The following is a 17,909-nucleotide window of genomic DNA, read 5'->3' as shown; positions in this document are numbered from 1 at the left end:
TCGGCGGTCAGCTGCGCTCCCTTTTTGTTTCATGTTCATTGCAGGGGGTGTACCCCTCGATATTGACGTGGGCATGGTACCTAGGGAAGGTTTGAAAAGTTCTTTTCGAATTATTGTAGGCGTTCGAGCACGCGTGCGACCTGCGTTTCGGTCCATGCGCTCTTGCCGCGCGCGGTCGCAATGCCTTTTTCGGTAAGGCCAGTTGCAATGGCCTTCAGACTCGTTGCGCCCCCGCCTGTAACTCCGCAATGACTGGCGCGATATCTGCTGCCCTTGCCGCCGCACGTTCACTTAGCGCTTCGATAGCGAGCTTGCGGCCTTTGCGGTTGGCCTCACGCCGCGCTCTCCACCGCCCGGATCGGGGCCGCGCGCTACCCGGATCGGGGAATGTCCTCATTGGACACCTCATCGCCAGTTTCTGAGTCGACCTTCAGGTATTTGATGCGGTGCCCTGTCTGCCGGTTGAGTTGGTTGAACGAGATCTTCTCGCTTTCGGAAGTCGCGGGATAGAGCGCGACCGGACAGGTGACGAGGGACAGACGCAAGAAGCCTTTCCAATTGGCTCGAGGGGCCGTTACGCGGAACTGCGGGTTGCGGCGGCTGGGATTCAAGACGAATAGGAAAGACTCGTTCCGACATGCAGCCGGTTCGCCTACCGAAATAAAGTTGAGTGGGTAGCTAGATCATACCGATCGGCCCAAGACGCCCATCGCTGTGGCCACGCAGAATGGCGTGACCGAGAGGTTGTATTTGCAGCAATGACGCATTCATGGCTGGCAGCCTTACTATTTGCCGAATGCAAGCTCTACGGTGCACGCCGCACGGATGGAAGCGATTGGTGGGCACCCGCTTTCTATGGCTGTCCGTATCTCTATTGTTGGACCCGCGGCTGGGCGCAGCTGGAGGGTCAGCTGCGGTCTTATTTTAAAACACGTAATAGTTAGATCAGCGCTTTATCCTGAGGCCGCCTGATGGACGGAGAGCTAGCTGGTACACCTTTCCGCCCGCTGCGCCTGCATAGGATCTACCGGATGCTGGTCATCCGGAAGGACAAGAACGTGTGCCTACTCTCCCGCAACCGCAGCGATTGGACCAACTGCTATCCCTGGATAGCCTACGCCGCGCTGAAGAACCGGCAGAAGCATTTCGTGATTGATGGTGAAGCCGTAATCCTCGGCATCGATGGGATCTCCGACTTTAACGCGCTGCACTCCCGAAAGCATGACAACGAGGTGCGGCTTTACGGTTTCGATATCCTCGCGATGGGCAGCGATGATCTTCGCGATCTGCCGCTGCACCTGCGCAAGACCAATCTGGAGCAGTTGCTTGCTCGGCGTCCAGACGGGATCAGCGCGCGAAATTGGCCCCGATCTAATTCCGAGCGGCGTGCCGGATGGGCCTCGAGGGGCTGGTCGGCCGTACCGCGGTGGCCGGCAGAAGATTTGGGTTAAGGTGAAGAACCGCGGCCATCCTATGAACGTGGGGAACGCGTTTGAGGAGCGATGGGGATGAACGGGGCATCAGCCGCCCCGTTGGTCACGGCGGTTGAGCGAAGAATGCGTTGACAAGGCCGCGGAACAGATCGGCCTCGGGAGGGGCTGCGGCGAAGGCGGTGCGGATCCGGCTTGTGGTCTCGACGATGCGGGCGACGATCTTGAGAAGCCTGAGCCTGATCGTTGCGAACTAGGGGGTGGGGAGGTCGCGCGGTTTCGGGATCCTGTCGCGCACGACAAGCACGAGCCAATAAGCGGCGGTGTGGAGCACGAGGGCGAGCGCCGAGCGGCAGCTGGTCCGATCGGAAGCGGGCTGGCCCTTGTGCAGCTTGATCAGGTTCTAGGCCTGTCACGTTGGCAATAGAGGCTGTCGTAGATCCATTGAGCCGAGCCGATGCCCAGGCTGGTGGCGACATAACGGATATCGAGCCCGTGCTCGCTCGCCTCGATGCGGGCGACGATGCGGCGCTCGTGGTGCCAGGAGCCGGCGGCGTGGCGGACCTCGGTGTAGTCCCGCATCAGACGCTGGAACCTACCCGCCCTTCCGCCAGTTTAGCGGAAGCTCAGGATGACCGTGGTCCAGCCTGACGTAAATGAATTCAAGGATAGAGCGGAAGAATGCCGTCTTATGGCAGAGCAGGCCATAAGCGAGGATGACAGGGAGGGCTGGCTGCGCTTGGCCGCCGAGTGGGACAAACTCGCCGAGCGCAGCGACGCGGTATCTCCGATCGATATGAGTGAGGCTATTCGGAACCCTGGCCGTCGGCACGCGTGGTTCGGTTGAGCGAACGGGATGAGGGATGGATGAGCATCGAGACGACATTCGTTTGCGACTGCTGTCTGCGCTCGTCGGACAACCACGTTGGTTGGGCCCATATCACAGTCAACTGGGCCGACGGAGATCGTCAGGTAATGCCGGACGAGGCTCGCGATTTGTGTGAGGTCTGCTGGAGCCCGCTGCAGCAGTTGCTGAAGCAGCAGCTGGAGCAGCAAGCCCACAAGCGGAGCGAAGGGACCGGCTAGACAGTGAGGCGGGCGGGCGCGCGGCAGCTCTATGAGGACATCTAGCTCGACCTCTACGCCGACCGCACTTCCGCGGCGACCATGCGCGCCAACCAACTGCGGTTGTGCTTCGCCTCGATGGTCTACGTGCTGATCTGTGCCCCGCGGCGCATCGGCCTTGCCGAAACCACCTTTGCGGACGCCACCTGCAGCACCATCCGCCTCAAGCTCCTGAAGATCGGTGCACTGGTGCGCATCAGCGTCCAAAGGCATGACTCCCGAGCTCATCTCGTTCTTTTCCCGGCAATGCTCAAGCCGCTACGGCTCGCGCGCGCATACAGCTTCTTGTTCGAGCGCAGAGATGGCCTGTATCACACGGGCGGTACCCGCATGCTCGAAAGCCTTGGCTCAGCGGATGGTTGAAGGCGGCTGGCTCGTTAAGCACGGCGAGCGATATGAGCTGACGGAGCAGGGTCTGCGTGCGGCAGAATGACATACCACCTTTCCGGACGTTGGCGCAGGCCGGTACGAAGCCAAGAAGACGAGGCGATCATCTACGGCTACGACATCCACTCGATAGAGGTGGACGGCGTCGCTTATGCAGCAGTCAAGTCCGGTCAGAAGGTGACGCTAGATGGCCCACGAAGAAAATAGAATATGGGAAATTTAGTGTTCCATCGCTGGACTGTATTCCACGCGCATGGGCACATCTGGCAAGCTTTGCAATGGCACGGCCGGAGCAACGCACAAAATCGCCATGCCTCAATTGAATTTCCGCCGACTCCTCGAACAACGTTCGCGATCCAAGCGATCTGTCTGCCGTCAAAGCTAATCGGCGCGTCGTCGAGGCTTCCCTTAGAGCGTGCAACGCAGCAACAAAAACAGCCCGGATGCTGGTCCGGGCTATTTGGCTAGTCGTTATCGTGATGAATGAAGGTCTTCTCTCGGCTGCCGTCCTCATTCTCTTTCTTGATGACGGTCGTCCTGTCCGTTTCCCGAGGCTCGCGCTCCTTGACGACAGTTGCGCGGTCTCGATCGACGGGCCGGTGTTCGCGAGACTCTCCGACCGAGACGCCTCCGCCCACTGGCCCCGCCTGAACACCAACACCAACTTCATCAGCAACCGTAGGCGTCGCAATCGCGCTCGCGATCGCCGCGGCAAACAGGTACTTGCGCATCCTACTCTCCTTCGATTGTCTACTTGGAGAATGTCCGTATGCGACAATTCGTTCCCGCAGTCCTGACGTCTGACCTTCACGCAAGTTCCGGCTGTTGTGAAAGGGAGGCCGCGCGAAGATGCTCCGGCGCGGACACTTCCCGGCGATCTCTTCGTTCCCCTTAGTCGTGCGCCTTGTGACCGGCACCGGGAGGACCGCGTGTCGTGGCCATCCCGATCTAACTAGCGATCAGTTCCTCTTGCCTAGCAAGATGCCGCCGTCCTTCGGCTGCATTCCGCTTGGTGCTGGAGGAGGCGCGCTCCATGCACGATCTTAACCGCTTCGCTGAGAGGTTTGAGCAAGTGACTACATATCAGGACGAACGGCCGCGAGGATGGTGGCGGTCATGCGGCTTGCTCGAGTCTTGCATCAATCTCCTGGCGCAGCGCCGCGAAGTCGATCGGCTTGGTCAATAGGTCGCTCGCACCGTTCTCCAGCGCCTTCCGCCTAGTTTCGGCATCACCGTAGGCTGAAATCATGATCACGGGAACGTCGGGTCGGGCGGTGCGCACAATCGGCAGCATCTCCAACCCACTCATCCCGGGCATGTTAATATCTGAAAGGATCAGGATGAGAGTGGCATCCCGAACCTCTGCCGCGCGTTGCAGCGCCACGGACGCGGAAGGTGCAAACTCGACGAGAAAGCGGCCGGCGCGCAGATCACGTCGGAAATGCTGACGGAATAACGCTTCCACATCGGGCTCGTCATCGACGACCAGAATATAGACGCTCAACCCTTGCCTCCGGTCCGCAATGGTGCGGTCGCAGTGCGCGGCAGCGTGATGATGAATTCGGTAAAACCGTCCGGCTCGGTATTGATATCGATCCTTCCGCCATGCTGTTTCACGATGACATCATGGCAGATTGAAAGGCCGAGCCCCGTTCCTTCGCCAGCCGGCTTGGTAGTGAAAAACGGATTGAAGATACTCTCCTTGAGCTCAGGTAGAATGCCGATGCCGTTGTCGCGAATTCGGATTTCCACGGCGCCGCCGAGATTTTTTGTTGTTGCGCTCAGCGTTGGCTCGAAACCATCACCAGCCACTTCCTTGCGTTTCGTGGCTGCGTAAAAGCCGTTTGAAATCAAGTTGAGGAAGGCGCGCGTGATTTCCTGCGGATAAAGCTCAACCATCTCAGCAGTGGGATCGAGGTCCCTCTCGAGCGTAACGTTGAAACTAAGCTTCTCCGCGCGCGCACCGTGATAGGCGAGGTTGAGACTTTCCTCAACAATCGCGTTGATGTCGGCGGGACGGCGCTCGCCACTACCCTGACGCGAATGAAGCAGCATGTTCTTGACGATCGAATCGGCACGCTTCCCGTGCTGCAAGATCTTGCCCAGATTATCGCGCAGAGTATCCGTCAATTCCGTGATTTCCGTCCGCGTTTTGTTGTCGGCCTCCACTCGCTCGACGGTCTCCTGCAGTTCGTCGATCAGTTCGACCGATAGGCTCGAGAAGTTGTTGACGAAGTTGAGCGGGTTCTTGATCTCATGCGCGATGCCAGCAGTGAGCTGACCAAGTGACGCGAGCTTTTGGGTCTGCACCAGGCGGTCCTGCGCCGTCTGCAACTCGCGCAATGCAGTTTCGGCAGCATCGCGTGCCGCGCGAATCGCTTCCTCCGCGCGCTTTCGCTCAGTGATGTCGGCATAGATCAGCACGAAGCCGCCGTCCGGCACGGGGTTGCGGCGCACCTCGATGACGCGCCCGTCGGGCCGCGTGCGCTCGTAGCGCATCTCCTGCCTGGTATGCTCGATGGAGCGGCTCAATTGCGCTTCGAGCTCAGCCGAGCCGAACTCCCCCCGGAGGGAGAGATAGCCGAAAAGCTCGGCAAAGCTTGGCCGCTCGGCAAGGAAGGCCTCCGGCAGGTCCAGCATCTCCTGCAAATTTCGATTCCAGGCAGCGAGGCGGGCCGCAGCGTCGAACATCGCGACGCCGTCACCCATGTTGTCGAAGGTGGTGCGCAATTCAGCCTGACGCTCGCGCAACTCACCCAAGAGCCGCGCATTCTCGATCGCGATCACCGCTTGATCTGCGAAAGTCACGACGAGGTCAATTTGCCGGTCGTTGAATGGCCGCACCGAGTTGCGAGCCAAGGTGATAAAGCCTATTGGCGTCTCTCCCCGCAGCATGGGAACGCGAAGCACGGTACGAAAGTCGCCAACCGTTTGCGTCACGTAAGCAGGATCGGCAAAGATATCGGGAACGTGGACAATCTTGCGCTCGATCAGCACTCGTCCCGAAACCGAGCTTCCGTCAATCTTGGCGGGGTAGTTTGCGACGAATTCCGCGAACTGCGGAGAAAGCCCATAGCCCGCTTCAAAGTAGTAAGTTGCATCTTGCGGTCGAGCGATGACAGCCTGGTCCGCTTCACAGAGACCTGCAGCCGACTCGACCAGCGTGTTGAGCACCACTTTGAGATCGAATGTCGAGCGGCTGATGACCTTGAGCACATCCGCGGTTGCAGTCTGCTGCTGAAGGGATGCGCCTAAATCCCTTGTGCGGTGCTCGAGTTCGTTGAACAGCCGCGCGTTCTCGATTGCGATCACCGCTTGATCGGCGAAGGTCTGCAAGAGCTGGACGTGATGATCGGCAAAGGAGCCGGGCTGAACGCGCGTGACCGAGATGAATCCGATTGACTCGTCCTTGTTCATCAGCGGGGCGAACAACATGCTGCGGTACCCGCGTGCGCGGGCAAGGTCCTTGAGTTCGTAAGTCCCCGCTTCAGTGTCAGGAACTTGCGTCACGTTGCCCGCCCGTGTCATTCGGAACGGAGCGAAATCGCCCACAGGACGCGGGAAGGTTGATGTTAAAAATTTATCTGCTTCCGGCGTAGTCGGCGTGAACGCTTTCAGGTGAGCCATGCCGTCGTTGAAGAGGAATACGACGCTGGAAAAGCCGCCGAGCAGGCCCTTGGCTCTGGTCGCGATCGCATCGAACACCGGCTGCGCGTCGGACGGTGTACTCGCAATCACCTTGAGGATCTCGGCCGTTGCGGTCTGCCGTTCCAGCGCCTCGCGCGTCTCTGTCAGAAGACGTGCATTCTCGATCGCGATCACCGCTTGCGCGGCAAAGCCTTCCAGGAGGGCGATTTCGTTCTCGGTGAAGGGCTTAACTTCGCGCCGGCCGCAGACGATCATTCCGAGGAGCGTGTCGTCGCGACGCAGCGCCACGAACAGCGCCGTATGAATCCCGGCGAGCTCGACCGCACCTCGCATGACGGGATGGTCAATTTCCGCGCAGTCGGCTAGATGCACGAGACGTTCGCCGGCGAGCAAGAGACGGCCGACCGGATGATCGGTCCCCCGAAACCCTCGTCGCAAGATATCGGCGAATTGTTCTGGCAAATCATGCACCGCAACCGCGCGGAACCGCTCGCCGTCATAGACCTGCAAGCTGCCATAAGCGACCTCACAGAGGCAATGTGCCTTCAGTAAGATCATGTCGAACAGCGGCGCGAGATTGCCGGGCGTTAGATTGATGACTTGCAGCACCTCTGCGGTCGCGGTCTGCTGCTCACGCGCCTCGTTCAGTTCCTTTGTGAGAGTGCCTATCTGGCGCTGCAAATCGGCAATCGATGGAACCGCGATCGACGGTTTGGCCTCGGGCCTACGCGCGCGCCGACCCTTGATCGGTTGTTCGCTTCCACCGCGTCGCCGCATTTCGATCCCCGGGGTGGGGTCAGAACAGACGTAACCATATACAAATTTCGCGTTTCGCGCCATGGCCGCTAAGGGGAGAGAACGGCCCTTTCTGATCGCCAAGCGCCCGTCGCTGGATGAAAACTCAGTGGCAGCTCAAGTCGACCAGAACAGTCAGATGGCTGGCGAGCCGGTCGAACATTTCGCGCTTGGCTTTGTCGGTGGCCAGATCGCGGATCAGAGCGCATTCAGCCGCATCATTGCGGAGCTTCTCTAGCTGGGCTTGATAGTCTTTCATGCCACGTCGCCTTCGCCTTGCTTGCCGTTCCCAAGTTTCTTCTCGGGAACAGGCGGAGTCAATTCGAGTGCTTCCTGCTCTTGGCCGAGGAACGGCCCAGTCCAGCCCGCGTTCGTCCGCCCTGCCGAGGTACTTTTTCGATATCCACGGCGACCACCACCCGTATCCTGGCGGCACGTGGAGGCTGGAGGTCAGAAACCGAGAAGAAGCGCCGGTTTTCCGAATTGAGATCAAAACCGAATGGATGCGTTAAGATGGCCATTGGGAAAGGGTCCTTGGACCAGCCGGCCCCCGGCGGTTTAGAGGGAGGTGTGGGCCGGCGGTCCATGGGCTAACGCACGGGTAGCGCCGCATCGACAGTCTAGTCCGCCCGATCTGCGCAGAGAGTCCAGTTGTCGACATACGCAGATTAAATATTCAGGTTTGGCCCTCGAGCGGGACACCAAAGCAAACGGCCCCCACACCCTAAATGTCGGGGCCGCTGGAGAGGACGCTTGGCGGTTTTGGCTGAGCCAAGCAGCTCGAGCCTAGATCAGCTACTAAGTACGGTATGTTCAATTTTGGACAGACCCACGCGTAAACCTTGCGACCACCTTCACCTTCACACGTAGCACATTGATTGGTACTCAGAACGCCGAGCAACCATCGGCCTGGGGCTGGTCTAGGCCGCGGCGCTCGACCGCCTGGTCGCGGGTCGCCCCGCGGCCAGGCGCGACGATAAACCCCGGCTAGTCAATGCGTCCTTTCTCAATGTCGCATTCGACATTAAATCTGCTGCTGGCGCGAACCGGCCTAACGCGTAGTCCGAGGCATGAGTTTGGCAGCGACAAAGAATAGGAACGGCCCCAGCTCGGAACACAGCTGAGGCAGCCATGAGCTGCCACTGAGTTTTCATCCAGCGACGGTTAGAGTCTCAGGGTTTTGTACGCCAAGTGGCGCGGGTGGAGCAACGGACGATCGGCGGAGCTGGTCGGGATTGCGTAGCCGGTCGTCCGTTGCGGTGAGGTGGGCGGCATAAGCCGCGGGGGCCAGGTATTGCAACGATGAGTGAAGCCGTCGGAGATTGTAGTCGGCGACCCAGTTAGCGATCTTGCCGCGGGCATCGTCGAAATCCGCGATACAGCGGGCTCTTGCAGCGCCTTCAGCTGGTATGTGAACCCCGCAGCTCAATTTGGAACTTCATCGAAAGGAAGGCCCCAATTAGGTTCAGCGCGGCCAATTCACGAACAGAACGCTGGCAGTTCGTTTGGCTCATCGGAGGGTTTATCCTTCCGTAAGTATATTGTTCTAAAGTCGGTCGTTAGTTGCGTGGAGTATGCATATGACTAATTTCCAAGAGCTGCGCGAGCTCGCAAACCAAACCCGCAGCTTCATCCAGCTCTCCCATGATAAGGCGCGTGCGCTGAGAGTAGTTATTGCCAAACACAATGTGGTCTTGGTTATTTTCCCGTCGGACGACAAAGGAATAGGTTTTCACGTCATTAAAGGTAGAGAACTTCTTTGCCAAATCGCGAATACGAAATGGACAGGCAATTACACCCATACGGCTATCGCCGTTCATAATCGAGAACAGGCGATTGTCCTTCAGCACGCGATGGCCGCCTAATTGAGATGGCTCGATCGCCATTTCAGAGGCTACGTCCGATCCCGCGATCGCCGGGTACTTGTTGAGGCGGCAGCCAATCTCAAGAACAGATCGCCGAGTTGCCCCGCTGCGGGATACTCCCAAAGCGCCCGATAGAGAAAAATAGGTCTGCCTTCTCTCCCGGATGTGGCCCAAAGCGGCGGTCCCGGAATGTCGGCTCTCGTGTCGGTGTTGGGAGCTAAGCAGACGTAAGCCCCGAGTCGATTCTATGACCTCCCCGAGGTTCGCGCACACGGCAGACATTCTCTGAGATCTCCCGGCGTGCAGACCTGTTCACACCGACTGTGGTCTCGCGATGATCTGATCCACGAGGGATTGATAATTTGCCAGCAAGGTCATGCGCTCCTTTGATCGCGGCATGCCCGCTCTCACCCGCCGCCGCAGCAAGGATGATCCGCACCGCGAAACGTGGCTGATCTACAGCGGCGATGTCCGTGTCGGTGTCATCGGTCGCCGCGCCGGTGTCCCGAACTCGCCCCCGCAGTCGAGTTGGTCCTGCGACTCTGGACCAAGCGCTATCCTTGGAACGCCGAGGCCGCACTGAAGAACCGGCAGAAGCGCTTCGTCATTGACGGCGAGGTCGTGATCCTTGGCGTTGACGGTATATCCGACTTCAATGCGCTGCATTCGCGCATGCACGATCACGAGGTGCAGCTTTACGCGTTCGACATTCTCGCGATGGGCGGCGATGACTTGCGCCCCCTCCCCCTGCACATGCGCAAAGTTGCGCCATTCGAGCGTGGCGAGATCGGGCCGGACCTATTCCGGGCCGCCTGCCGCTTGGGGCTTGAGCGTCTCGTTTCAAGTATCGCGATCGTGGGGCCGTCCTTCATGATGTAGCCTACGGGTGATGACGACCTTGCCCACACCATCCACGCCGTGCACTTGGAACACGTTCTTGGCGAGATCAACGCCGATGGTGCTAACCTGCATTTGGACGACCCCTCTTGATTCGTTGTTCAACGATTACCCTTTGGCACATTCCATGCCGGGAGCGGGCGTCGTCCACCACGTCATTCTCGACCGAGCCAGTCAGTCTCGCCGACCATTCGATGCCCGCACTCGCTCGAAAGCAACCTCGTTTTGACGCGAAATGGCGCGAACGGCCACGAGCCGACATTCCATGACAAGAATGCGCGCCATCATGCCGCCAGTTCGTCGAGCAGGGCCTTCGCCTCTTTCAAGTCCAATGTATCAAAGCCCTCGGTGAACCAGCCGTAGACCGGAGCAAGCAGTTCTCGTGCTTCACCTCGCTTTCCCTGATCTCGCCAAAGCTGCGCCATGCTCATCGCAGCGCGCAGCTCCCAGGACCTCGCCTGCTGTCGACGTGCAATCTCGAGCGCGTGCTCGAAGTGGGCCTCGGCCGCAGCCATGTTCCCACTTCGCAGAATCAGTTTGCCCTTAGTCCGGTAAAGTTCGGCCTCGCACCATTGTTCTTTGGTGCTCTGGGCCATGGCAATCGCGCGGTCGATCACGTCGAGCGCTTCGTCGTGCAGCTCAAGCTGGGAATGCGCCATGGCGAGATATGACATCACGAATGGAATATAGATCGTGGCGCCCGTCAACTGATAGATCTCAATCGACGAGGCCAGGGTGTGAACGGCTTCGGACGCACGGTCGGTCTGCGCCATCAGGCAGCCTAGCCACATCAGCCCGTTCGCGCTCCAATACGACGATCCCTTGTCCTCGGCGAGCGCGACGAGCTCCCGCGCACGAGCACCTGCCTCGGCAACGTCGCCCAAGAGGATCAGTGTCGCGGTAGAATGCGCCAAGGCATGCATCAACGTCGCGGCTTGATCAATTTCCCGGGCGCAGATGAACGACCGGTTGGCATCCCCGCGCGCTGCCAGGGGAAAACCAAGAAGCCAGTTGGTTCGCGACCGCCATTCCAAGATTGCGACCTGGGCGTCGGTGCCAAAACGCGTTGCCAAGGCGCGGTGCTCCGCAGCATCATATAGCGCGATCGCCTGATCGAGATGCGCTCTCCCCATCGCGGGAATACCGACCGACATCAATGTCACTCCTATCATGCGATGGGCGAGCAGGAGCGGGCCCGAGTTGAGCTGCTTTGTCGCAAGCTGCATGAATTGGTCGGCGAGTTCGCGGGCGGCGTCACCGTTGAACCCGGCGATGTTGACCACCCAAAAACCATAGATCACCGAGAATAGCAGCATCGAGTCTTCGAGCGGTTCCCCGATCGCCTCCGCTTGCTCGATGAGGACGCGGGCACGCTCCGCAGCGGCTTTGGTTTGGTCGGCACCGTAGCCCTTGGTGTGCATAAGAACGGTCAACAGTTCGACCTGGAGCGCAATCTGCTCGCGGCGCAGCGATGGCGTCGACGGCAAGGTCCCGACCAAGCCAAGCGCCCGGCTCAATTGAACCTCAGCCTCCGCCAGTGCCGAACGCGCATGGGAGCGTCGTCCAGCCGCGCCCCACAGCGCCGCCGCGCGCTCGAGGACGCCGGCCTCCGTATAGTGATGCGCGAGACTTTCGGGAGATCCTTGGACAACATCCGGCCTCTGCTGTTCGAGGGCACGGGCGATACGAAGGTGAAGCTCCCTGCGGGCCGGCCGCAGCAACGTGCCGTAAGCTGCGTCGCGTACGAGCGAATGCTTGAAGACATAATTTTCTCGCGATGGACTGCCCTGCCGGAAGACCAGTCCAGCTTCCACCAATTTTTCCAAAGGCCGCTTCAGCTCACCATCCCTTTGTGACGCCACCGCAGCCAGCAGAAAGTGCGAAAATTCTCGTCCGATCGCCGCGCCGATCTGCGCGATCGCTTTGACCTCTGTGCCCAACCGATCGAGCCGCGCCATCAAAGAAGCATGTAAACTGGCGGGCACCGCGAGCGCTGGAGAGGAAACTGCGGCTCCAGTTTTCACCGCTCCCCTCTCCCCCTCGGCCTCCAGCACTGCCTTCGTCATCTCCTCGACGAACAGAGGGACGCCGTCAGTGCGCTCGATGATCTCCGATCTGAAGCCCGCCGGCAGCTGTTTGTCACCGACTACGCCATCGATCATGCTGCCGACCTCGCGATACCCGAGCCGACTGAGCCCAAGAGCGGTGACGTGTGGTTGTCCAGTCCAAGGTGCCCTGAACTCGGGCCGCAATGTCACGATCATGAGAACGGGAGCCGTTGCGATCAGATCTACCATGCGACCGAACGCTTCGAGGCTCGTGGGGTCGCCCCAGTGCGCATCCTCCACGATCATCAGCACGGGGCTAGAGCGCGCCTGGCTCTTTAATTGAATGCCGAGTGTTTCCAGCGTTTTCTGACGCTGCTGTTCGGGGGCAAGCTCCAGTGTGGGGAAGCGGCCATCATTGGGAAGTGACAGCATCTCGGCCAACAGCGCTGCATCCTGCCGGGACGTCCGGCTCTGTGCCAGCAGGACATCGAGCTTTTCGAGCTTTGTTTGTACTGTATCGCCGACGGCAAATCCGGCGGCATGTTCAAAATGCCCAATGATCGGGTAGAATGCGCTGTCTGTATGTTGTGGCGAACAGAAATAACGTAACCGCGTGTGCGGTTCGCCTGCGATCCCGTCCATTAACGCGACCGAGAGCCTTGACTTGCCTATCCCGGCCTCACCCGATAGCAGCACCACCTGGCCATCGCCGCTTTTCGCTGTCGCCCAGCGTCGTAAAAGTAGCTCAAGCTCTTCTTCTCGTCCGATCAGTGCAGTTAGCTCGCCCGGGTGCATCGCCTCAAAGCGGCTCACGACCGAACTGGACTGCAACACCGCAAACGCTCCAACGTGCCCGGCAAATCCCTTAAGCTCCTGAGGTCCGAGGTCCCGCAGATCGAAGAGATTGCCGACGAGTCGACGCGTCGTCTCGGCAACAACTACCGTATTCGGCTCGGCGACGCCTTGTAGACGAGCCGCAAGGTTCGGCGTCTCGCCGACAATACCGCGCTCCTGCGCTTCGCCAGACCCGACGAGATCACCAACGACGACCAGCCCAGTCGCGATAGCAACGCGGGTCTGCAACGGAACGGACAATTTGAGCGCGCCAACTGCAGCAATGATTTCCAGAGCGGCACGCACGGCGCGTTCGGCGTCGTCTTCATGGGCCTGAGGGTAGCCGAAATACACGAGTACCCCGTCGCCCATGTACTTCGCAACGAGGCCTCCGAAACGACCGATGGTTTCTGCCACGACACCCTGATAGGCGGTGATGACTTCTCGCATATCCTCTGGGTCTAGGCGCGCCGATAGCGCCGTTGACCCGACCAAGTCTGAAAACATCACCGTGACTTGGCGACGCTCGGCACGGTCTTCTGAAACGCTTTGGACGCTCGATGTGGTCGCGGCCTCGACGACGAGCCTCTTATCGCTCTTGTTGCTACGTAGCGCTGCGATGGCATCCAGCAGCTTCACGCGGTGCCCAACCGAGGCCACGCCAAGCTCCTTCAGGGTCTCGTGCGTCAGGCCCGGAAGGACTGTCTCATCTATGTCATTTTGGCGGAATGCTGCCTCATATTGTACGAGGCCAAGCCCCCGCAGCCAACCTCCGACATCCATGGCGGTGCCCCGGTTCGCTTCGCGCTACATGATCCCTTAGGCGAGACGGCCTGTCTAGGGTAGCACTTGTCGAATGAGCGGTTTGCGTCGGTGCTCGTTAAGGCGGCGCGGCCGTCAATGACCGCTTCGCGCCGGAAGCGACCAAAATACTGCGTCACCGCGAAATGACGCGAAGGACCCATTAGGCGACATCCGCTTCGGGTGACGGGCGTCCTATTGCGCACCCAAAGTCGGGAGCGCCACTCGCGCAATCGGCGGCGGGTTCCACTTGCCTGTAAGGGCTGCTGATCTTGGAGCTAGAGGCGCATCAGCAAATTGAATGCGCCTTTTAGGGCGGGAAGCCAGTTGGCCTCATTGCCTGGACCGGGACTTTCGTTCTGGTAGTAAAGGTCCAGTGATCCATCCGCGTTATAAGAACGGCATCCAACTGCTGACCGCAAACCGATTGATCGGGTTCGCAACCTGGAAGCCTTGGGCGTCATAGAGCGTAATGGACCAAAAGGCGTCCGCTGGCGGCGTCTCGCCTTTGTCGAAGTGCAGCGTGTAATTGTTCGCCCGTCGAGAGGCTTTCCGGTTTCGTCGGCTAGGTTGATAGGGTAGATGGCATCCTCCGGAAGGTTAGCGCCTAAGCCAGAGTAGTCCCCAAGCAAAGGCAAGGAGTGCCACTCAGGTCAGGCTAGGCTCTGAGTTCAATCTCGCGTCGGCAAAACAACGTCCCACGACGTCAATCGGCGGCTTGCAACGAGCGTCGTTAGGCAGTGCTCGCACAGGGGTTAGCTTGTCGCCTTTGACTGCCCTATTGGCGACCTGAACAACAAATATGGAAGCTCCCGCGCCGGCATCTGCCTGACGGGAAAATGCTTGCTGCGCCCCAATGAGAGCGGCGAGGGTCACGATACAGGTAAGGAAATGTGACGCGAGTGTCTTGATACGCATGACGCTACCACCCGACCCATTCGCCCCTAGCATGAGTTCTGTCGCGAGGAGCAGCCTTACGGTTCAAAAGTCCATTTGATTGCGGCCGACGCAAGGTCCGGACCGTGACCAACATTGTGGGCGCCGTCACGGAAGATTCTGGCCGGTTTCTTCACTGTCCGGTTCATGGCCACTGAGTGCCGGCGAGGACGAAGATGAACTTGGGACCACGTTTTCCACCCCACTCTCTTCAGTGAAATTACACCAAGTTGTCACATATGATGACTGCAGCTGATGATTTGCCCGGCAGGCGCGGGCAGTCCCTTTTTTACCAGCTACATGCAGGGGGGCGGGGGGATATCTTTGAGGCCGGGCATGGTACCTAGGGGAGGTTTGAAAGTTCATTTCGAATTATTGTAGGCGTTCGAGCACGCGTGCGACCTGCGTCTCGGTCCATGAGTTCTTGCCGCGTGCGGTTGCAATGCCTTTTTCGGTAAGTCCAGTTGCAATGGCCTTCAGACTCGTTGCGCCGCTCCCCTGTAGCTCCGCAATGACCGGCGCGATATCGGCTGCCCTTGCCGCCGCACGCTCACGTAGCACCTCGATAGCGAGCTCAGATGCCTTCGCGCGCGACGGTTGACTGGTATGTGAGAAGAGCGAGGTGCCGTCAGGCATGGCCATTGCTTAGGTGGCCGCAGCGACAGATGCCGGCTAATTGCTTTCAGATGATCGGACACGGCGCATAACCCAGCGCGCGCAGCACCTGCTCAACATCACGCACGTCATCGCGATAGGGCGTGGCAACCTTGAGCAGCGCGTCGATTACCTCGACCTCATCCCACCCCTCACGCCGCGCAACTTCGATGCAGTAGCCGAAAACCTCAGCCCGTGTCCGCAACGGCGAGAGATGGTAGCGGCACTCACGCGGCGACACATCTCCTTCGGCAATCCGGTGGCGAATTTCGGCAATCTGCTCATCACTCAGGATCGGCATCATCGATCACCTCAGCCTCAATCACCTTGGCGAAGCGGCGGCGCGATGATGGCGGCTCGTTGCCTAAGAGATCAAGCGCGTGCCGAAAGGTCGTCACGAACTGGACCGCGTCAACGCCGACACTCAAATCAACATGTTTTGGTCAGCAGCGACGCAACAATTTTGACGAATCCTGTCGGGTCCTCCGTTGCGCAAGTCTGCAGGGCATGAGCACCGTGCTTCTCCCACGTTGCGCGCAGGTCTTCGAGGAAAGATTCTGACATCCTGTTGCGCGAACCTAGCGCCCGACCCTTGGGATTACCGGATTGCCCGGGCTGCCACGGCGGCGCCCGATGCGCCATGAAATTCTTTTTGCGCTCACCCACGAAATCCGCCATCCCGTTTCCCCGTCGAGGAGGACTGAACAGATTCTCAATACTACCATAATTTGCCGAAGTTCAGCGTCAGGCATGATGGTTTATATGGTGCAGGCACACTGGCAAGATGGGCCCTCACCGGTCACTTTCGACGGCCGAGTCCGGGGGGTCAACACGAGATGGGCTTATCGGCAAAGGGCGTTGCAAGTCTCAAGAAGCCAGGTCGCTACGGCGAGCCGACATCGTGGCCTGATGGCCAGGACTGACTGAGGGACCATGGGCGTCCGAGCAGCGCGCGTTCGACCGCTGGCTGGCAGTCCGATCCTACGAAGCAGTGAAAGAGTAAGGCCGCCTCACTTTAGTTAATTGCCTACCTGCGGTAAGGCTAACGCGGCCGGGCGAACTCCTTTGCGCCAGGCCGATCCAAGCGGCCCCGGCAATCAGACAAGCCCCAGGCCGGGGCCGTCCTTGCGGGGAAGAACCCGACCCGCGCGAGGAAACTGGCGAGTCTCGCCTTGCGTATCAGTCAATCCCGTTCCTCGCCGAGGGCAATCGAGTGCGCGCGCAGGCGCACCTCCGCGGCCAGCTCGAGGAGGCGCTTTCGCTCGGCCAGGTCAGTGTCGCATTGCATCTAAGTCCCGTCGAAATTCTGAATCACGGCGCATAGAACCCGTGCCCACTATCATGCTCGTGGCGCCGCCTCGGCGGGGTTTTCGTTCACCCAGCAGCCTAGCCCAGCACGCCGCTGATGCGGCGTGCCCCCGGCCGTGCTTCCGGCGAACGAATTGACACAACTCGCTAGTGTCTTTGATCGTCTCGCGCAGCGCTGGTATAACCATGCGCACTAAACATATGGATAGCTGTTAGTCTGGATTTTCGTTCGTTTCTGATGCATCGTCCGCTTCGTGCCAGGGCCCGACTTCGCGACGTGACCAAACCCGTGGGACAATCCGTGGTGGGTGCGTTGACGATCGGAATACTGCGTACCGCCCGCCATTTCGATCCGATCAGGACAGCCAACCTATTCGGCCGGATCGCCCGCTCAATCGGGCCCCTGATGCGGGAGCAAAAGATCGGTCGTGCCAATCTGATCGCCGCATTCCCGGAGAAGTCGCCCGTAGAGATCGAGGCCATTCTTGCAGGCGTCTGGGACAATCTCGGTCGTATCGGCGCAGAATTCGCACATCTCGATCACATCTGGGACTACGATCCCGAACGCCCCGAGGACGGCCGGATCGAAATCGAGAAGCGCTCATACGAATTGTTCACGCAGCTGCGGCTCGACGGTAAGCCGGCACTGATCTTTGCAAGCCATCTTGCCAACTGGGAACTTCCCGCGCTTGCCGCCGTCGCGCACGGACTAGACGCCGCGATCCTGTATCGCCGGCCCAATATCGCGTCGGCCGACCGCATCATCCAGGATATGCGAGCCGTAAAAATGGGCACGCTGATTCCGGCAGGCCGTGACGCCCCCCTGAAGCTTGCGGAGGCTCTGAAGAATGGTCAGCACGTCGGGATGTTGGTGGACCAGTATCTGACCAATGGCGTCGAGGTTACTTTCTTTGGCCGCAAGACCAGGGCCAATCCGATGCTGGCTCGGCTGCTCCGGCAGATCGAGTGCCCGATTCATGGCGTACGCATCATCCGCCTGCCCGGACACCGCTTTCGTGCCGAACTGTCTGAAGAAGTTAAGCCGGTCCGTGACGCCGCCGGGCAAATCGACATTCAGGGAACGATGCAAGCGGTCACGTCGGTGATCGAGGGCTGGATCCGCGAACATCCCGACCAGTGGCTGTGGCTACACCGTCGCTGGCGGTAGCGCCTGCTCAACC

14 protein-coding genes and 6 pseudogenes are annotated in these 17,909 nt (G+C 59.7%); 6 read left to right on the top strand and 14 right to left on the bottom strand.

What is annotated here, in order from left to right; translation table 11 throughout:
* Positions 1 to 110: 110 nt before the first annotated feature.
* Positions 111 to 209 carry a hypothetical protein gene (locus SO139_RS41160; protein WP_474803637.1) on the bottom strand — a complete coding sequence of 33 codons (99 nt, stop codon included), beginning with the start codon at positions 207 to 209 and terminating at the stop codon, positions 111 to 113.
* Positions 210 to 386: 177 nt separating this feature from the next.
* Positions 387 to 611 (bottom strand): annotated as a pseudogene (locus SO139_RS41155) (Ku protein); the annotation flags it as partial.
* A gap of 420 nt (positions 612 to 1,031) precedes the next feature.
* Here SO139_RS41155 and SO139_RS41150 point away from each other — a divergent pair.
* The gene (locus SO139_RS41150; protein ID WP_474803607.1) at positions 1,032 to 1,451 is read left to right on the top strand and encodes an ATP-dependent DNA ligase; all 420 of its coding nucleotides are present in this window, start codon (positions 1,032 to 1,034) and stop codon (positions 1,449 to 1,451) included.
* An 85-nt stretch (positions 1,452 to 1,536) separates the two neighbouring features.
* Here SO139_RS41150 and SO139_RS41145 read toward each other — a convergent pair.
* Positions 1,537 to 2,015, bottom strand: a pseudogene (locus tag SO139_RS41145) (transposase); the annotation flags it as partial.
* Positions 2,016 to 2,061: 46 nt separating this feature from the next.
* Here SO139_RS41145 and SO139_RS41140 point away from each other — a divergent pair.
* From SO139_RS41140 to SO139_RS41130, 3 genes and pseudogenes are all read left to right on the top strand, one after another.
* Complete coding sequence (locus tag SO139_RS41140; RefSeq protein ID WP_498541834.1) at positions 2,062 to 2,277, top strand: hypothetical protein; 216 nt, start codon at positions 2,062 to 2,064, stop codon at positions 2,275 to 2,277.
* 20 nt (positions 2,278 to 2,297) lie between these two features.
* On the top strand, positions 2,298 to 2,516 hold the full coding sequence (locus SO139_RS41135) for a hypothetical protein (RefSeq protein ID WP_474803601.1): 219 nt from the start codon (positions 2,298 to 2,300) through the stop codon (positions 2,514 to 2,516).
* A gap of 45 nt (positions 2,517 to 2,561) precedes the next feature.
* Positions 2,562 to 2,765, top strand: a pseudogene (locus SO139_RS41130) (transposase); the annotation flags it as partial.
* 641 nt (positions 2,766 to 3,406) lie between these two features.
* Here SO139_RS41130 and SO139_RS41125 read toward each other — a convergent pair.
* The 6 genes and pseudogenes from SO139_RS41125 to SO139_RS41100 form a co-directional block, all read right to left on the bottom strand.
* On the bottom strand, positions 3,407 to 3,673 hold the full coding sequence (locus SO139_RS41125) for a hypothetical protein (protein ID WP_498541833.1): 267 nt from the start codon (positions 3,671 to 3,673) through the stop codon (positions 3,407 to 3,409).
* Between the two features lie 383 nt (positions 3,674 to 4,056).
* A complete protein-coding gene (locus SO139_RS41120) occupies positions 4,057 to 4,446 on the bottom strand; it encodes a response regulator (protein ID WP_474803595.1) in 390 nt (129 codons plus the stop codon).
* Positions 4,443 to 7,469: a GAF domain-containing protein gene (locus tag SO139_RS41115; protein WP_498541832.1), complete on the bottom strand. Its 3,027-nt coding sequence runs from the start codon at positions 7,467 to 7,469 to the stop codon at positions 4,443 to 4,445. The genes SO139_RS41120 and SO139_RS41115 overlap by 4 nt, the downstream gene beginning before the upstream one ends.
* Before the next feature lie 22 nt (positions 7,470 to 7,491).
* Positions 7,492 to 7,644 carry a hypothetical protein gene (locus tag SO139_RS41110; RefSeq protein WP_474803586.1) on the bottom strand — a complete coding sequence of 51 codons (153 nt, stop codon included), beginning with the start codon at positions 7,642 to 7,644 and terminating at the stop codon, positions 7,492 to 7,494.
* An 891-nt stretch (positions 7,645 to 8,535) separates the two neighbouring features.
* Positions 8,536 to 8,751, bottom strand: a pseudogene (locus SO139_RS41105) (integrase core domain-containing protein); the annotation flags it as partial.
* A gap of 193 nt (positions 8,752 to 8,944) precedes the next feature.
* Complete coding sequence (locus SO139_RS41100) at positions 8,945 to 9,424, bottom strand: hypothetical protein (RefSeq protein ID WP_498541831.1); 480 nt, start codon at positions 9,422 to 9,424, stop codon at positions 8,945 to 8,947.
* A 369-nt stretch (positions 9,425 to 9,793) separates the two neighbouring features.
* On the opposite strand from SO139_RS41100, the pseudogene SO139_RS41095 reads away from it, so the two are divergent.
* Positions 9,794 to 10,129: pseudogene (locus tag SO139_RS41095) on the top strand (ATP-dependent DNA ligase); the annotation flags it as partial.
* A 302-nt stretch (positions 10,130 to 10,431) separates the two neighbouring features.
* Here SO139_RS41095 and SO139_RS41090 read toward each other — a convergent pair.
* The 5 genes and pseudogenes from SO139_RS41090 to SO139_RS41070 all read right to left on the bottom strand — a co-directional run bounded on the left by SO139_RS41090 (position 10,432) and on the right by SO139_RS41070 (position 16,098).
* Positions 10,432 to 13,812, bottom strand: coding sequence for an ATP-binding protein (locus SO139_RS41090; RefSeq protein ID WP_498541830.1), 3,381 nt, complete (start codon positions 13,810 to 13,812; stop codon positions 10,432 to 10,434).
* A gap of 213 nt (positions 13,813 to 14,025) precedes the next feature.
* A pseudogene (locus SO139_RS41085) lies at positions 14,026 to 14,444 on the bottom strand (DUF1214 domain-containing protein); the annotation flags it as partial.
* Positions 14,445 to 15,138: 694 nt separating this feature from the next.
* Positions 15,139 to 15,402 (bottom strand): recombinase family protein, encoded by a 264-nt coding sequence (locus SO139_RS41080; RefSeq protein WP_498541829.1) that lies wholly within the window; start codon positions 15,400 to 15,402, stop codon positions 15,139 to 15,141.
* Positions 15,403 to 15,448: 46 nt separating this feature from the next.
* Positions 15,449 to 15,724 carry a hypothetical protein gene (locus tag SO139_RS41075; RefSeq protein ID WP_498541828.1) on the bottom strand — a complete coding sequence of 92 codons (276 nt, stop codon included), beginning with the start codon at positions 15,722 to 15,724 and terminating at the stop codon, positions 15,449 to 15,451.
* A 125-nt stretch (positions 15,725 to 15,849) separates the two neighbouring features.
* A complete protein-coding gene (locus SO139_RS41070; RefSeq protein WP_474801540.1) occupies positions 15,850 to 16,098 on the bottom strand; it encodes a DUF5681 domain-containing protein in 249 nt (82 codons plus the stop codon).
* Between the two features lie 868 nt (positions 16,099 to 16,966).
* On the opposite strand from SO139_RS41070, the gene SO139_RS41065 reads away from it, so the two are divergent.
* Positions 16,967 to 17,896 carry a lipid A biosynthesis lauroyl acyltransferase gene (locus SO139_RS41065; RefSeq protein ID WP_474801542.1) on the top strand — a complete coding sequence of 310 codons (930 nt, stop codon included), beginning with the start codon at positions 16,967 to 16,969 and terminating at the stop codon, positions 17,894 to 17,896.
* Positions 17,897 to 17,909: the final 13 nt, after the last annotated feature.

The sequence above is a fragment of the Bradyrhizobium sp. UFLA05-89 genome (genome assembly GCF_059803475.1).
Note: the sequence above shows the minus strand (reverse complement) of the source record. Positions and strands in the feature narration are given on the sequence as shown.

Bases quoted from the DNA above. Each gene is read 5' to 3' on its own strand.
- SO139_RS41150 (WP_474803607.1), top strand. From the start codon at position 1,032: ATGCTGGTCATCCGGAAGGACAAGAACGTGTGCCTACTCTCCCGCAAC.
- SO139_RS41140 (WP_498541834.1), top strand. From the start codon at position 2,062: ATGACCGTGGTCCAGCCTGACGTAAATGAATTCAAGGATAGAGCGGAA.
- SO139_RS41135 (WP_474803601.1), top strand. From the start codon at position 2,298: ATGAGCATCGAGACGACATTCGTTTGCGACTGCTGTCTGCGCTCGTCG.
- SO139_RS41125 (WP_498541833.1), bottom strand. From the start codon at position 3,673: ATGCGCAAGTACCTGTTTGCCGCGGCGATCGCGAGCGCGATTGCGACG.
- SO139_RS41110 (WP_474803586.1), bottom strand. From the start codon at position 7,644: ATGAAAGACTATCAAGCCCAGCTAGAGAAGCTCCGCAATGATGCGGCT.
- SO139_RS41090 (WP_498541830.1), bottom strand. From the start codon at position 13,812: ATGGATGTCGGAGGTTGGCTGCGGGGGCTTGGCCTCGTACAATATGAG.
- SO139_RS41080 (WP_498541829.1), bottom strand. From the start codon at position 15,402: ATGCCTGACGGCACCTCGCTCTTCTCACATACCAGTCAACCGTCGCGC.
- SO139_RS41075 (WP_498541828.1), bottom strand. From the start codon at position 15,724: ATGATGCCGATCCTGAGTGATGAGCAGATTGCCGAAATTCGCCACCGG.
- SO139_RS41070 (WP_474801540.1), bottom strand. From the start codon at position 16,098: ATGGCGGATTTCGTGGGTGAGCGCAAAAAGAATTTCATGGCGCATCGG.
- SO139_RS41065 (WP_474801542.1), top strand. From the start codon at position 16,967: ATGCATCGTCCGCTTCGTGCCAGGGCCCGACTTCGCGACGTGACCAAA.